Source organism: Bacillus sp. FJAT-45066, from assembly GCF_002335755.1.
GTDB classification, from domain to species: Bacteria; Bacillota; Bacilli; order Bacillales; family Bacillaceae_I; genus Bacillus_CD; species Bacillus_CD alkalisoli.
Map to the genome: position 1 here is coordinate 2,870,499 of NZ_NISQ01000001.1, position 16,290 is coordinate 2,886,788.

Genomic DNA, 16,290 nt, shown 5'->3' on the forward strand with positions numbered 1-16,290 from the left:
GGCAAAATGAACTTCATCGACCTTATAGCTCACTTTCTCCCATTTTTCTTACCAAAATGAACTTCATCGTTTAAGACTTTGGTTTATAAGAGTACCACTGATATAGTTGTTCTCCGTGTTTTTTATCTACATCGACAACCTTAAAGTATTTCGATCCCCAACTAGATTTTACCGCAGTTGCGATCGTAACAACTTTCCTTCTTCTTTGGAAAAAGGATTCGACTAAGTCAAAACATTGCATTCTGCGCTTTTTCACTAGAACAATATTTTTGCTTAGTACACGATAAGACAACTGCAAATCTACTTCTGAAGAATACCAACCCGCGTCTTTATAACGGAAAAAAGCTAGCAATAATGCAAGTGGAATTAAGATAAAGGATATAAACCCATATGGAGCAAAAAAATAAGAAACTACTCCACTAATTAAAACAGCTGGCACTACTAACTTAATGTTATATCGTAAAAACGAACGCTTCGGGACACCATTGACATTACTTCTTAAATTATAGTCAGGCGTAAATTGCGAAAGTAATCCAGCAACATCTCTTAATTTCACTAGCGGAAACAGAATAGTGGAAGTATCCCCTTCTCCACTTGAACCTCCCGCACTTTCTACATATACTGTCGCTAACCCAAAAGGCTGCCTTATAATGTTTTGTGAAATTCTTACTGCTTGAATTCTCCCCAAAGGAATGGTCATTTGCTTCTTCTCAATAATTCCGCGAGAAACAATTAACTTATCTTCTTTTTTTACTACATGAAAGTTACCATATCTTAGCATCGTCAACCCAATCGATATAATCCACGATACAAGCAACACAAAAAATATGATGGTAGAAATAAAAATAATACTCGTTTGTAGTAACTCTCCAAATTGGTTAAATACTCTTTCCATCGGCAGTAACTGTTCTATTTGGGTTGTAAATGCTATTACCCCAGATAAAACAACCCCAACTCCACCGGAAGTAGAACCAACGATTAATAGATCCTTCCATGTTACTCGGTAGGTCGACTGCTCTTCTTCGATTACTTTTTCAGGTTGCAACACAACTTCTCCATGTTCATCCAAATGGACCACTTCTTGTTCTTCGTCTGTCTCACGCGCCTTATTTTTCATAAGTAAAAGTTCTTTTAAATGCGCTGCATCTTCCTTCGTCACAGCAGTCATAACAGCCTCTGCTTCATTTCCACTTCCTGCTGTTTCTACCTGAAGTTTCACAATCCCAAACATACGCTGTATAATACCAGCAGATGTATCAATCGTTTGAATTCGCTCTAATGGTATAAATCTTTTTTTCTTAACAAACACTCCATGTTCTATTCTTAATTCACCATCTTCAACCCAATAATAAAAGCGTAACCACGTAAAGACCCCTATAGCTAGGGCAAATAGCAGACCTACTCCGATTGCAATCATATAATAAATATTAATCGAATCGCCCCTTGTTCCGAAAATAAAAAAGAATAAAAACGGAATGAGTAGTTCACGCAGTTGCCGAACAAAAGATACGATCGCTGCTGCAGGATGCATTCTTCGTTTTTCAAATGTCATCATCGTCTGTCACCCTTGCAAGCTTTGAAATATAATCCCTCACTTGGTCAGCTTCTTCCTCTCCTAATGCAGGTATCTCATGTGTGGTTGCCGCAGTAGAAATGATAACAGTAGATAGCTTATACCTCTTTAAGATTGGTCCTTGTCTCGTGTCTACATGTTGCACTCTAACCATCGGGACAAGTGTGCGTTGTTTTACAAGTATGCCTCTTTGCAAGTCAATTTCGTGTTCGTGAACATCATAGCGCCATCTTTTCCATCTCATTGCTGGCAATAGCCATATATTTAGTGATGCATATACTACAAGAAGTGTCGTCCCTATGTATGCTGGCCATAAAGGCCAATCATTTCTAATGATGACAAAATAAAGCCCTACTATTAGTGCTAGAAAAATTAACGCATTAATACCACTCGCTATTCTCCACACTGTTAACGCTTTTCTATGTATTTTTCGCGTTGGCTCTGGTCTCATTTATAAATCTCCTCTCCAGACAAGTCTTTTCTCATTATACAATAAAATATAATTTTCGGTAGAATTTTACAAAACCTTAAATGAAGCACCATCTATCCTTTCTATATTATCATATTGAGTAATTTCATCCATCAAGCGAAAAAGGGCGTGATCTTTCTTTTTCGCTTCTATCATACAATCTATTTGAGAAACACTTCCCTTTGTTTTGTCCAGAAACTCTTTAAACATTTTTACGTCAATGTAATCTGCATGCGCTCTGAAATTAGCTGTATCACGAGGACTAGAGATATGCATTTTAACAGGCAAGGCTGAATCACCCCACGTACGAACTACCCTTTCCCAATCTTCCTCCCAATTTTCATATTCATGATTAGCTAAATGGTGATGATAGTCAAATACGAGAGGGATATTTAACTTTTCACATAAGTATAATGTGTCATGTAGATGGAACGTTGTATCATCATTTTCTAAAATAATCATCTCTTGAAGAGAATGAGGAACTATTCCCCAATTTTGGATAAACTGCTCTAGCGCTTTTTCTTTATCTTTATAAGCTCCCCCAACATGAAGAACACATCTATGTCGCCGATTTACCTTCATTCCCTTTAAAAGTGCCTCATGCATAGAAAGCGTCTTTATCGTCTGGCTTATGATTTCTTTTTTAGATGAGTTTAATATAGCAAAATGATCTGGATGAAAGTCAACCCTCATTGGGTTATGCTCTAGGAAGTTAGCTATTTCGGTTAGTACACCTTTTAAAGATCTCATATATTTCCAATCTTTAACTTCTTCATGATTCGCAAGTGGTATTAATTTTGAGCTATAGCGAAAGAACTTAATATCATGACCAACATTATGTTTTAAAAGACGCAAACAATTTTCTAAGTTATTCACAGCGATTCTTTCTAGTTTATGAATTGCCGCTTCTCTGTCTTTTAATTTTTGAAATTGTGCATATGTCATTGTTTGTGATGGAGATGCATTTTTTAAGTGCACACTCATTGCAACGTAACCTAATCTAACTACTGTCAATTTCAGTTCCTCCTAATTTTGTTGTGGTTTTTATTAGTCTTCCCTATTAAAGATAGAAAAATGGGTTAGGATTTTGGTGATATCGGCTGGAGAATTAGTGAAATATAAAAAAGGCCAAGCGAGATAGCAATTGCTACATCAGCTTGACCTTTTTGTATAAAATTATACTTTCTCTTTACGAGAAGAACGTTTGAATCCTTGGCGTTTGCTGTTAGATGCGCCACCACGGTCAGAACTTTTTCTGTCTCTGTCACCAGAGTTTGAGCGCTTATTCCATTGACCGCCTTTACCGCCGCCTTGGCCACCCTTGCCACCGCGAGAACGGTCTCCACCGCGACCTCCACGGTCTCCACCACGACCACCACCACGTAACGGAGATTCTTCCGTTAAGTTAATTGGTGTCATGTCTGGCTCATTTGTTAACAATTTTAATGCTGCACAGATAAGCGTCATAGAATCATGCTCTTCTAATAACTGCTCTGCTGCAGTACGATAGTAGTTTAAGTTTTCTGACCCTAACGCTTGCGTTAATTTTTCCATTGAAAGTTTTTGTTTACCTTCTAATGCTTCGTCAAGTGTTGGTGACTTCATTTTTTCCATTTTACGTTTCGTTACTTTTTCAACATGGTGCAAGTAACTGATTTCACGAGGGTTTACAAAAGTAATCGCTTGACCACTTTTCCCTGCACGACCAGTACGTCCAACACGGTGAACATAACTTTCCGGATCTTGTGGAATGTCAAAGTTGTAAACGTGAGTTACACCAGAAATGTCTAATCCACGAGCAGCAACGTCTGTTGCAACTAATACATCAATGTGACCTTCTTTAAATTTACGTAATACACTCATACGTTTTGCTTGAGAAAGGTCACCATGAATACCTTCCGCAGCATAACCACGAACGGTTAATGCTTCAGATAATTCATCAACACGACGCTTTGTGCGACCGAATACGATAGCTAGCTCTGGAGATTGAATATCTAAAAGGCGTGTTAACACATCAAATTTTTTCTTTTCTTGTGTCTCTACATAATATTGTTGAATGTTAGGAACCGTTACTTCTTTCGATTTAACCTTCACATTGATTGGATTCGTCATGAAACGTTCCGCAATCGCACGAATTGGTCCTGGCATTGTAGCAGAGAAAAGTAATGTTTGGTGTTCTTCTGGCACTTCACTTAAGATTTTTTCAATGTCTTCAATGAATCCCATGTTTAACATTTCATCTGCTTCATCAAGAACAGCAACTTTAACGTTATTTAACTTCATTGTTTTTCTGTTGATGTGGTCTAATAGTCGACCTGGCGTACCAACTACAATGTGTGGATATTTCTTTAATGAGCGCATTTGACGTTGAATGTCTTGCCCACCAAAAACAGAAAGAACTCTAACTCTTTTATGATAACTTGCTTTATATAATTCCTCCGCTACTTGAATTGCTAACTCTCGAGTTGGTGCAATAACAAGACCTTGGATGTTGTCGTTGTTTGGATCGATTTTCTCGATTAATGGTAAACCAAACGCAATTGTTTTTCCTGTTCCTGTTTGCGCTTGACCAATAACATCATTACCTTGTAATGCAACTGGAATGGTCTCTGCTTGAATTGGTGTTGCCTCTTCAAACCCCATTTTTTCTACTGACTTCATTAAATTTTCTGATAAACCTAGTTCTTTAAATAATACCAAATTTTTTCCTACTCCTTATCTATACATATTAAATAATCAGATAAGTTTTACACTCACCCAATTGTGTAATAAGTAGACGTTTTTTGTGTAATAAGCACACGGTTTTAAAACACATTACCTGTTATAATAACACATATTTAAAACAAAAGCAACAAAGATAAACAATAGATAGCGGAAGAGCTTAATGTTAGTATTCACCTAAACAAAAGAATTTTGCATAATTGAAATTTGAAGTTTTCTCCAATAGAGCCAGCAATTCCACCTCACTTCCTAATTGACATGACTTCTTCTAACCATTAATACCGATTACTACCTCTTCTAATTTCATACCACGAGAAGCTTTAACTAAAACTATGTCATTGTTGGTCAATTTTTCTAATAGTGCCGTGATTAGAGCATCCTTATCTCGGAAGGAACGCACACGATCTTCACTCATTTTTTTGCGAGCACCTTTTGCAATTTCTTCTCCCAATAATCCATAAGTAAAAACAAAGTCAATTTCCTTTTCATTAATATGACTACCTGTTTCTCGATGGAATTGTTTTTCTAAATCACCAAGCTCCAACATATCACCTAATACGACTATCTTTTGATTATATCCGGTTAATTCCGTTAGTAAGTCGATTGCTGCTTTCATAGATGTTGGACTAGCGTTATATGCATCGTTAATAATCGTCCAACCACTATTCGTATGAATTACTTCATTGCGCATTCCAGTAATGGAAACTTCTTTTAATCCTTTTCTTACATGCTCATCAGTTAAACCTAAATGTTCCGCTACAGCCATCGCTGCTAATGCGTTCGTAACATTATGTTTTCCTAATATAGGAATAAAGAACTCTTTTCCACCTACACTAAATTTAGTGCCATCAGGTTTCATATTAATCGCTTCAGCTACAAGGTCATTATCTACACTGATTCCAAAACGAATAACATTTTCACTTTGACAGACTTTATTATTCGTAAGAAGTGGTTCATCGCCATTGATAATTAGGACTCCGTCTTCTTTAAGTCCACTTGCAATTTCTAGTTTGGCTTCTGCAATACCTTCTCTACTTCCTAGATCCTGTAAGTGCGACTCTCCAATGTTCGTAATGATTGCAGCGTCTGGTTTTGATATGTTAGATAGTAATTCTATTTCTCCTCTACCGCTCATTCCCATTTCTAACACTGCTACTTCTACATCTTCACTCATAGATAAAATGGTTAAAGGTAGCCCGATATGATTGTTGTAGTTTCCTGCTGTTTTATGGACTGTGTACTTCGTTTGAAGAATGGTCGTTACAATATCTTTAGTCGTCGTCTTTCCATTACTACCTGTTACCCCAACAACTTTAACGTTTAGTTGATCGCGGTAACTACTCGATAAATTTTGCAGAGCTTCAATCGTGTCGTCTACCAAAATGAGAGGCACATCTTTAGGCGGAGATGATTGGTCTTTTTGCCAAAACGACGCAACTGCTCCTCTTTCTTTTACGGCTTTCTCTGTAAAAACATGCCCATTAAAATTTTCCCCGACAATTGGAACATATAAACATCCAGTTAATTCTTTTCTTGTATCATTTGCAACACCTTTTATGTTCAACTGTTCAAATTTCGAAGCAAGTCCTTCACCTTTTGACATTTGCTCCACTTGCTTTAATGTTCTATTTATCATTTTTTCGGTCTCCTTATTACTAGAAAGGGATGCTTATATACGAAGCATCCCCTTGCAATTATTAAAATGTATGTTTGATTTTTTGCTTTTCTGCATGGCGCTCTAGTGCAAGGTTTACTAATTTTTCAATTAATGAAGGATAATCTACTCCTGTATTTTGCCATAAAAGCGGGAACATACTAAATGGTGTAAAACCAGGCATTGTATTTACTTCATTTATATACAATTTTCCTTCTTTCGTTAAGAAAAAGTCCGCTCGTACAAGACCTGCTCCATCAATTGCTTTAAAAGCTGTTACAGCCATTTCACGAACTTGTTTATCAATAGATTCATCGATTTCAGCTGGGATAATCATAGCTGTATCCCCATCTTCATATTTTGCTTTGTAATCGTAAAAGTCTTTTTTCGCTACAATTTCTCCTACAACAGAGCATTCTGGCTCATCATTGCCAAGAACACCGATTTCGATTTCACGTGCTCCAACAAGTCCTTCTTCAATAATAATTTTACGGTCAAAATCGAATGCCTCTTTAATCGCTTCCGCTAATTCCTCACGGTTATTTGCTTTACTGATACCAACACTTGAACCTAAGTTTGCAGGTTTTACGAAACACGGATAGCCAAGTTGTTCTTCCACTTCACTGTAAACCTTGTCAGCTTCTTTTTCCCACTCTATACGAAGATAATGAACATAATTGACTTGTGGAAGTCCAGCTTGTGCATAAAGGTTTTTCATAATGACTTTATCCATACCTGCCGATGAAGCTAAAACTCCGTTCCCAACGTAAGGTAAATTCAATACTTCTAATAATCCTTGTACTGTTCCGTCTTCTCCGTTTGGACCGTGAAGTAGTGGGAAAATAACAGTACATTGGTTTTCACTTTTTGTATCTTGCAACACCATTGGAGCACTTGAAGTTCCTTCTTCTAGCAACTGTAATTCTTTTACATTTTCTACTGGAGCATTGATTTGGTTTCCTCTAACCCATTCACCGGTGTCCTTAATATATATTGGATGTACTTCAAATTTATCCATGTCTAATGCTTTCGTTACAGCTAATGCTGTTTGTAGTGATACTTTATGTTCGGCTGATTTTCCACCATATAATAGATGTAGTTTTGTTTTCATGCCGGTCCCCTCGATTCCTCTATTTTAAAAGCGATTTTTTCATTATGTTTTTTCGATTTATTATAGCACTTTCCTATACAATTTCGAAACTTCTACTTATATTTCCGTACGTTGCGATTTTAAAACATCAATCACTATTTATTTACTATATGAATATATAGCTTGTTAGGATAATATGGGGATTTTTTCGTATTCCACATATTCCGACAAAATCTTTCCCTGGGAAATAATTTGGTATTTCCTTTATTAAAGGCTGTGTTAGAACACCGCTGTTGATTACCGCGCATACCTGCGCTTTCCGCGGGCGGGCCGGGAGCCTCCTCGGTGCTAGCGCCTGTGGGGTCTCCCGCTCCCCGCTTTTCCCGCAGGAGTCTACGGTATGCGCGAAAATCAACCGCTGGTTATGGAATCTAATCAACAAATTTATTTTTAACATAGCCTTATAATAAAAACACTCGTTCTCCACTATTGAGGAACGAGCGCCGTTATGGTGATTACCATGTGATTTTATGAGCCGAAATGTTTTTTGGTGAGACAGCATATAGGTGGTCACCGATGTATAAGACTCGATGAATGTCTTCTTCCCATGATTCATAATAACTTCTTTCACTCTTTGAATGTGAAATTTCTAAGTGGCGGGTAAATCCTTTTTCTAAATCTATACCATATACAAAAGCACCTTGGAAATCTAATCGATAATCGTATTTACTACCTTGTTCATAGATTACGATTGGGAATGCAAAAATGTCTTTTTCTTTATGAAATAGTAATGCTTTATGATCATAGTTCAGTTGTGAATAAGTTGCTCTTCCACCTATAATTTCGGTGAACTTTTCCTTTGGGTCTGTAGGGTCAGAAACGTCAAATAGTGATAGTTTTACTCCATCTTGAACAACAAATGGTCTATTGTCGTGTCCTTTTTCAAGTGTAGTATTGTACCCAAAGCCAATTAAATGATTTTCATCATATGGGTGTAAATAATTACTGAAACCAGGTATCTTTAATTCCCCTAGAACTTTCGGGTCTGTTGGATTGCTCAAATCAAATACGAATAACGGATCTACTTCTTTGAATGTAACAACATAAGCTTTTTCGCCCATGAACCTTACCGAATAAATTCGTTCACCACGCGCTAAATCTTCTACACTTCCAATTACCTCAAGAGTTTGGTCCATTACAAACAAATGATTGCCTGATGGAGCGGTTTCATCCCACGCATTCCCCGTTGTCGTTGCAACTCGGAAATGTCCTTCAAATTCATCCATGGAAAATTGATTTAATAATCTACCAGGCACCGTACCTGTAGCCTTGTATTCTATATTCGATTTATCTACGTTGAATTTATAAATTTCTGTTTCCGTATGGTCAAACCAATGGCCAATTCCATCAAATTCTGGATAAGTAGGAACCGTAATATATAAGGTTGAACGAGACATAAATATTTCATTTCCGCTTCCAACGTACGTTACCGTATTAACTTTTTCGTTTTGCTTTTTTATGTTGATTGCTACTATGTTCATAAAATTCGGTTCGGTTGAGCCAGGAATATGGTATATTTTCTCGTAGTCCACGTATTCCAATTCTTCTTTCTTGTCTTCACCATTGAGTGATGTAGAAATATGAGGTCTTAAGTCTACTTCTATATCCTCTTTTAATGTCCATACGTTCGGGTAATGATTCGTTATTAGATAAACATAATCGTCTACCTTTCTCGTAGATAGTAAATTACCTTCTATTGTAGTACTTTGTATTTCTTTAAGTTCTTTTTTATTGGAAAAATCATAAACAATTGCTTTGGCAGCACTGTACATTGGCATTATCGGCATAATGCCAACATCACCTCTTGTTGGGTAATGGGATGCCCCACCATACTCGTATCCGATAACTACTACATGTTCTTTGTCTACATAAAGTTGACTAGGAGTGAAATTGTTATAACGTACTTCTGTTGTATGTTCAATTTTTTCAGGAGCGTTCACTTTAAAAATGGTTAATTTATTATCCATAATTTGATAAATAAACGTTCCATCTGTTTTTACGATATCCCCTTCATCTACTCCCGCTACTTGAACATTCGTTTCGGAAAATTCACTACTTTGTGGAGTAGCAACTTCTCCGTCAGAATCATCCATAGCCTCACTTGACATGTCGCTTCCTGCTCTTCCCATAGAGAAACCACTAAAAAGCCCCTTTTCCACTGTTTTTTCCATACTTGCTAAATGGTTTTGGAAAAGTGAGTTTAGTTGTTTTTTGTTTTTAACCGATTGCAATGTTTCATGTATATTAAATTCTACTTTCATTTCTTCCTTAATCGGTTGACCGTTTTTTGCTTTAACACCTTTGGAAACAACGATACTGTATGGTCCGTTCTTTAGTTCATAGCCGTCTTTAGGTGGATGTACTGTAATGATGCGATTATCTAGGAGTTCTATATGAACATCGATATTCTTTCCTTTGCGGTTTTGTATAAAAACAGTAGATGAATTAACGGTAGATTCTTTTAAGCTCTCGGAAAAAGCAAAAACCCACTTCTTATTCGGTAACACATCGATCGCTTCTTCACTGTTGCCAATACCGTTTATCATATAAGGCTTTGCATTAAAATACCAAGCACCTATACTTACGCACAAAGCTACGATTACAAACAAAAATACAAACCCTGACCTCTTCATCCCGTCCATATCCTCCTTCAATATTACAAATACGTTACAGGTGCCAGGCACTTTTAACATGTTTGTAATATATGGTTCTGTAGGATTAGACGAGGGGTGGGTGGAAATGTTACATGGTTTGAGGATGAATTTTTGTATTTTACTGTTCCCAATTATATAGTCGTTCGTCTAACCTATTAAAAAGGGGGAGAGCCATTGAATAGCAAAGAGAATTTCTTTGAACAGTTATATTTAGAATATAGTGACCAAGTGTATAGTTATGTATTTTTAATGGTTCGAAATGCAGCAGTTTCTGAGGATATTACGCAAGATACTTTTGTGCAAGTTTATCGGAAACTTGATACTTTTCAACAAAGAGCTTCCATCTCAACTTGGATTATATCTATTGCTCGTAATAGAACGATTGATTACATAAGAAAGCAAAAGAAATTCATATTTTTTTCTATAGAAAAAAGTGTAATCAAAGACAATAATCCTACTCCAGCAGAAATAATAGAGAAAGGGGAAGCCGTTGTTGCTCTATTTGAAGGCATCAAACAATTAAAGTGGGAATATCAAGAAATATTAATCTTGAGAAAAATAAAAGAACTATCTATGGAAGAAGCTTCTCAAATAACAGGATGGTCTATTAGTAAAGTAAAATCCACTACCACAAGGGCTCTTGCAGCGTTACGAAAAGTGATGAAGAAGGAGGAGGAACGGTTATGAGTCAATTTTTTGATAAAGAGTTTAAAGCCTTACAGTCCATCTCTAGGTCTGAAGAAAAGAAAATTTATTCATTCTATGAAATTAATAAAAAGAAACGCATAGAAGAAAAATCGAAATCGTCCTGGAATCGAAACCTTTTACTACCTTTAACTTCTTTACTAGCTATTTTGATTATAACCATTTTTGCAGGTACGAACCTCCTCCAAAAGTCGGCTCAACTCTCAGAAGACCATTTTATGCACGGAATCTCTTCTTCACAAATTATGAATACGTTCGCAGCACCTTCTGAAAACATAAACTCTTTTAAAGCGAGACAGCAAGAAGGCATGCCTCTTACAGGTGTACGAAGATATGAGCCATCAAGCCAGTGGCATATTCTATTAGTAGAAGCTTTTTCAAACGCCGAAGCAACAAGCGTAACTATAAATGACAATCCACATATAGACTTCTTAATTCAGTTAGAAGGAAAACGACCATTACAACTTAAACTTTGGCTTTATCCAGATGGGACTGGTTACATTCGTCAACATGGATCAAGTGAAATTTATCAATTAAAAGAAGGAAACGTTATTCAACTAATTATTGCATTCAACGACTTAATATCAATGGAGGGATAATTTTTGAACGAAAAAGTAAAATTTTTTAAACCACTTGGGTTTATAACTATTTTGATGTCATGTATACACCCTTTAGGGTTTATTGATTCTATATCAGTCTTTTATACGATGCTTATTACTGGAAATCTATTAATGATGATCCCTTTAGTAATTGACTCCCGTTCATAATTACGGTTCGTTTATTGAAAAACAAATATTATCGTTTAATGTACAATAATAAGTTCGTTAATTAAGGTATAGTAATAAAGATAAAGTACCTATCATTCGTTTTTCGTATAGTAGTCATACACCATGAAACGGACTCAATTGATAAAATTATAGTAAAAAAACAAAGGTTGACCCATTTAACTTAGGTCAACCTTTTTCCTTTTATCCTTATGCTTTTTCCATCTCACCTAATATTTCTAACTGCTTCTTATCAATTTTCCCTACTGCTGTTTTCGGTAATTCGGTCAGAAATATAATTAATCTCGGAATCTTATAACCTGCCAAAGCAGAACGACAATACATTTCTATCTCCTTAGTTAATAAAGGAGCTGAATCTTCTTTTACTATAAAAGCAGCAACCACCTCTCCCCACTGCTCATCTTTCAAACCGACTACTGCTACTTCTTTTACATACTTATGTTCTGCGATTACATGTTCCACTTCTATAGGATATACATTTTCTCCACCTGTAATAATCATATCTTTTTTACGACCGACAATATAAAAGAAACCATCTTCATCTTTTTTACCCAAGTCCCCTGTATGTAGCCATCCTTTTTTTATTGCTTCTCGAGTCGCGTCAGGACGATTCCAATAATAATGAAAGACGTGTGATCCTTGAATAATAATTTCTCCAACTTCCCCATTATTAACTTCTAGTCCTTCTTCATCCACAATCTTCACTTTATTATAGAGCATCGGTTTTCCGACCGAGCCTCTTTTCCTTTTTACATCTTTTGGATCAATATAAAAATTATTCGGTCCGGCTTCGGTTAGTCCATATCCTTCTTTAAACTGCAATCCTTTTTGTTCAAAAGCTTCATAAATTTTATAGGAGCAAGGTGCACCACCAGATAAAAATGTGTGCATAGAAGGAAAGTGACTCTCACGGAATTCCTGCGTTTCAATCATAAAATGGTACATAGTTGGTACAAAAATGGCAATAGTTATAAAGTATTTGTTCAGTAAACGAATTGCCTCTACCGGGTCAAATTTATCTCCAATAACAACCTTTCCACCAATATGCAATACAGGGAGCGTTAATACATTCAGTCCACCTGTATGAAACATCGGTAGAAAAGTTAAGGTTGTATCGTTAGCCGTAATATTCCAACTGTTGATAGTATTAATTGTATTATAAAAAATAGATTGATGAGAAAGCACTACTCCCTTAGGCTTTCCTGTTGTACCGCCAGTATAAATTATCGCTAATGGACAATCTACCTCTATTTCTGTGTATTCTCTATAACCGATATTAGTAATCCAACTACTATATGTCTTGTCCTCTACACTATATGCTTTATCCATATATTTTTTTATTATGAAGTGACTCGTGTCCCTAGTATAAAAGAGCAATTTTGGTTTACAATCTTCTAAAACCACATGCACTTCATTTGAAGATAGTCTCCAGTTCATCGGCACAAAAATTGCACCAATTTTCATACATGCAAAAAGTATATCTAGGTAACAAATGGCATTTGGAGAAAATAACGCAACTCGATCTCCCTTTTCGATACCTTGTTTTAATAAAGAACATGCTAAATTTTCGGCTCTTCTATTTAATTGACTGTACGTCCACTCTTCTCCCGAAGCCCCATTAACAATGGCCACTCTCTCTGGGGTAATACGAGCTCGATTTGTTAACCAATCAGTATCCCAGCTCATCTTACCTCCTCCTTTACCATCAACTTATAATACAAGAATAATAGATAAAAGTTGCATATGAGTTACATAGAAAAGCGGAGAGCGCTCGCTCTGCGACGTAAAAACTGGAGCACTCCGTAATGAGATAAAAGAAAGCGGCGGACACCCTCGAGCAGTCAGAAAAAAAGCTGCCCCCCATCTTTATTCAAGATAGAAGCGCAGCCCGATTTACATCATTATTCCACCATCCACATGAAGTGCAGTACCGTTCACATAGTCAGCATCATCTGAAGCTAAATATAAATAGGCTTTAGCGATGTCTGTAGGATTTCCAAGTCGCTTAAGCGGGATAATACTTCTCATTTTATCTAACACACTTTCTGGCATTTTCGCTACCATATCGGTCTCAATAAATCCGGGTACTACTGCATTAACATTAATACCTTTGCCACCATATTCTTTTGCCCAAGATTTTGTCATTCCAATAACACCTGCTTTTGTTGCAGCATAATTAGTCTGTCCTACGTTTCCATATACACCAGACACACTAGAAGTAGAAATAATCTTTCCTTTACCTTGCTCAATCATGTGTGGAATTACCGCTTGTGTACAGTAAAATACACCAGTTAAGTTTACATCGACTACTTTTTGCCACGCTTCTGGAGTCATTTTATAGAGCATAGCATCTGAAGTAATACCTGCATTATTTACTAAAATATCAATGCGCCCAAATTGCTGGATAGTTTGCTCCACCATTTTTTGTACACTAGATTGGTCTGCCACATTCACATGAACTGCTATGGCATTCCCTCCAAATTCATTCATATCCGCCACCACTTTTTCAGCAGCTTCTAAATTATAATCTGCAACTACTACATTGGCTCCTTCTTTACCAAAAGTAAACGCAGCCTCTTTTCCTATTCCGTTTCCTGCTCCTGTAATAATAGCTGTTTTATCTTGTAATCGCATTATTGCTCCCCCTGTTTTTTCAAAAACGTTGTCATCGAATAAATTAACTGTTGTATATCATCTATTAGAGGTGAGTGACCGCAACCTTTTAAATAGACCAATTCTCCATTATCCCCTAAATCCTCTTTTATTTCCTTCGTCATATCCGGTGTTATAACTAAATCCGAATCTCCAGCTAGAATTAAAACAGGCTTTTGAATTTTTTCTACCTCACCAGAACCCTCTACCAATCCATTATGAACCGTACTTATATTAAATGTATTTAACGCTTGATATACTTCTGTTAAATTCCGTTGCGTCATCATATCTTCTAAATACTCATCATATTGTTGCTCACTAGGCTGATTCATTGTATAAATTAACATGTCCCATATATTTTTCAGAAAAGCTTTATCTCCTTTAGCATACGCTTCTTGGATAGGAATAGATTTTGTGGCATCTTTTTTCACTTCATCTAAAGTAGCTAACCTTACCCATTCTCCTGTTTCATTTACCGTCATAAACGGATATCCACGAGTAGATCCGGAAGCTAAAAGGATAATTTTTTTTACATCGTCTGGATAATCAATCGTATATTGGAGTGATACCACTCCTCCAGTTGACCATCCAACAAGAGTAATGTTTTTTAATTCAAGCGAGTCTACTAATCCTTTAACGTCATCAGAAAAATCTTTTATTCTAGTAACTGGAGTTTTATAGGAGGAAGCTCCAAACCCTCTCATATCTATAGCATATAGCTTATATTCAGAAGGAAAGGCTTCCATTAAAATGTCCCAATGTTTAGAAGATGTCATATTTCCATGAACGAGAAGTATAACCTCTTCTCCTCCTTCACGTTCACGGTACGCAATAGTTTCCCCATTACTTAATTGAACCTCTTTTAATGTAGATGTTAGCATACTAGATATCCTCCTTTTCATTTCCCCACTTTATGACCGATGCTCCCCAAGCATACCCGATCCCAGCACTTACAAGGACAACTATATCCCCATTTTTAATTTTCCCTTGCTCTAAAGCGAGCTGCAAAGATAAAATTTGATCAAACTGGCCCATGTGGCCATAGTCTTGTAAATAAATAGTTTGATCTTCTATGAGACCTAACTCCTTTAACATATAGTCATGTGCTGATTTCTTCATATGCAAGATAGCTAGATAATTAATATCTTCTCTATCGTATCCGCTTTTTTGAAGTGCCATGTCCACTACTTTAATGAAATTAACTAATGACTTCTCCTCCAAACGTTGCTTCATTCCCTCTGGATCTAAAACATCTAATTGATGATGGCCAGCCTCAATTGTAAATACACTTGTTGGCATTTTTGTTCCACCAGCGACAACCACTACGTCTTCTGAAAAAGTCCCATCTGTCATAATATGACTCTCTAGCAACTGATTATTAGCATAGCCTTTCTTTAACAGGATGGCGCCACCACCAGCAGACAGGTTATACATAAATCTAGTTCGAGGATTCGTATAATCAATAAAATCTACATTTCTGTATCCCCCTGCTAGTAGAACTGTTTGAATTGATGTATCAGCTATCATCATACTCTTTGCTACTTTCAAGGCCATAATGGTCGTTCCACAACGTTGTGCTACATCAAATGCCCAGGCGTTGACAGCACCTACTTCTTGCTGCAGTTTTATTCCCGCCGTCCATAAAGGATATTCCTTATGCTCCTCCCCAATATAGATAACTAAATCAATTTCTTCTGGGTTCACACGTGCTTTGGCGATTGCTTCTTTTGCAGCATATATTCCCATCTGACAAGTATGGTCTTTCATACCTGGAATCGGCTTTTTTCTAATCCCCATCTTCTTTTCTATTATTTCTAATGGTATATCGGACACTTTTGCAATTTCCTCACTCGTCATCCAATGGCTAGGAATGTAAACTCCAGTACTTAAGACGCCTATTTCTACCTTATTCATTAGACTTTCACAC

The 16,290-nt window shown here is 36.6% G+C and carries 13 protein-coding genes; 2 read left to right on the forward strand and 11 right to left on the reverse strand.

The features are described 5' to 3' along the window. Positions 1–70: 70 nt before the first annotated feature. The 7 genes from CDZ92_RS14485 to CDZ92_RS14515 all read right to left on the reverse strand — a co-directional run bounded on the left by CDZ92_RS14485 (position 71) and on the right by CDZ92_RS14515 (position 10,200). The gene (locus CDZ92_RS14485; RefSeq protein ID WP_096155885.1) at positions 71–1,555 is read right to left on the reverse strand and encodes a PH domain-containing protein; all 1,485 of its coding nucleotides are present in this window, start codon (positions 1,553–1,555) and stop codon (positions 71–73) included. Continuing rightward, the gene (locus CDZ92_RS14490) at positions 1,542–2,024 is read right to left on the reverse strand and encodes a PH domain-containing protein (protein WP_096155886.1); all 483 of its coding nucleotides are present in this window, start codon (positions 2,022–2,024) and stop codon (positions 1,542–1,544) included. The genes CDZ92_RS14485 and CDZ92_RS14490 overlap by 14 nt, the downstream gene beginning before the upstream one ends. A 66-nt stretch (positions 2,025–2,090) precedes the next feature. Continuing rightward, the gene (gene uvsE / locus CDZ92_RS14495) at positions 2,091–3,056 is read right to left on the reverse strand and encodes a UV DNA damage repair endonuclease UvsE (protein WP_096155887.1); all 966 of its coding nucleotides are present in this window, start codon (positions 3,054–3,056) and stop codon (positions 2,091–2,093) included. 162 nt (positions 3,057–3,218) lie between these two features. Then, positions 3,219–4,742 carry a DEAD/DEAH box helicase gene (locus CDZ92_RS14500; RefSeq protein ID WP_096155888.1) on the reverse strand — a complete coding sequence of 508 codons (1,524 nt, stop codon included), beginning with the start codon at positions 4,740–4,742 and terminating at the stop codon, positions 3,219–3,221. 289 nt (positions 4,743–5,031) lie between these two features. Continuing rightward, positions 5,032–6,399, reverse strand: coding sequence for a UDP-N-acetylmuramoyl-tripeptide--D-alanyl-D-alanine ligase (locus tag CDZ92_RS14505; RefSeq protein WP_096155889.1), 1,368 nt, complete (start codon positions 6,397–6,399; stop codon positions 5,032–5,034). A 61-nt stretch (positions 6,400–6,460) separates the two neighbouring features. Beyond that, entirely contained in the window at positions 6,461–7,528 is a 1,068-nt protein-coding gene (locus tag CDZ92_RS14510) for a D-alanine--D-alanine ligase (RefSeq protein ID WP_096155890.1), read from the reverse strand. A 494-nt stretch (positions 7,529–8,022) separates the two neighbouring features. After that, complete coding sequence (locus CDZ92_RS14515) at positions 8,023–10,200, reverse strand: beta-propeller domain-containing protein (RefSeq protein WP_176483786.1); 2,178 nt, start codon at positions 10,198–10,200, stop codon at positions 8,023–8,025. A 195-nt stretch (positions 10,201–10,395) separates the two neighbouring features. Between CDZ92_RS14515 and CDZ92_RS14520 the strand changes: the two genes are divergently transcribed. Then, complete coding sequence (locus CDZ92_RS14520; protein ID WP_096155892.1) at positions 10,396–10,908, forward strand: RNA polymerase sigma factor; 513 nt, start codon at positions 10,396–10,398, stop codon at positions 10,906–10,908. Beyond that, positions 10,905–11,525, forward strand: coding sequence for a hypothetical protein (locus tag CDZ92_RS14525; RefSeq protein WP_096155893.1), 621 nt, complete (start codon positions 10,905–10,907; stop codon positions 11,523–11,525). Before CDZ92_RS14520 ends, CDZ92_RS14525 begins: the two co-directional genes overlap by 4 nt. 375 nt (positions 11,526–11,900) lie before the next feature. On the opposite strand, the gene CDZ92_RS14530 is transcribed toward CDZ92_RS14525, so the two are convergent. The 4 genes from CDZ92_RS14530 to CDZ92_RS14545 all read right to left on the reverse strand — a co-directional run bounded on the left by CDZ92_RS14530 (position 11,901) and on the right by CDZ92_RS14545 (position 16,277). Then, a complete protein-coding gene (locus CDZ92_RS14530; protein ID WP_096155894.1) occupies positions 11,901–13,397 on the reverse strand; it encodes a class I adenylate-forming enzyme family protein in 1,497 nt (498 codons plus the stop codon). A 207-nt stretch (positions 13,398–13,604) separates the two neighbouring features. After that, a complete protein-coding gene (gene fabG, locus CDZ92_RS14535; protein WP_096155895.1) occupies positions 13,605–14,345 on the reverse strand; it encodes a 3-oxoacyl-ACP reductase FabG in 741 nt (246 codons plus the stop codon). Then, positions 14,345–15,244 (reverse strand): intracellular short-chain-length polyhydroxyalkanoate depolymerase, encoded by a 900-nt coding sequence (gene phaZ / locus CDZ92_RS14540; RefSeq protein ID WP_096155896.1) that lies wholly within the window; start codon positions 15,242–15,244, stop codon positions 14,345–14,347. The genes fabG and phaZ overlap by 1 nt, the downstream gene beginning before the upstream one ends. 1 nt (position 15,245) lies before the next feature. After that, positions 15,246–16,277 carry a 3-oxoacyl-ACP synthase gene (locus tag CDZ92_RS14545; protein ID WP_096155897.1) on the reverse strand — a complete coding sequence of 344 codons (1,032 nt, stop codon included), beginning with the start codon at positions 16,275–16,277 and terminating at the stop codon, positions 15,246–15,248. Between the last annotated feature and the right edge of the window lie 13 nt (positions 16,278–16,290).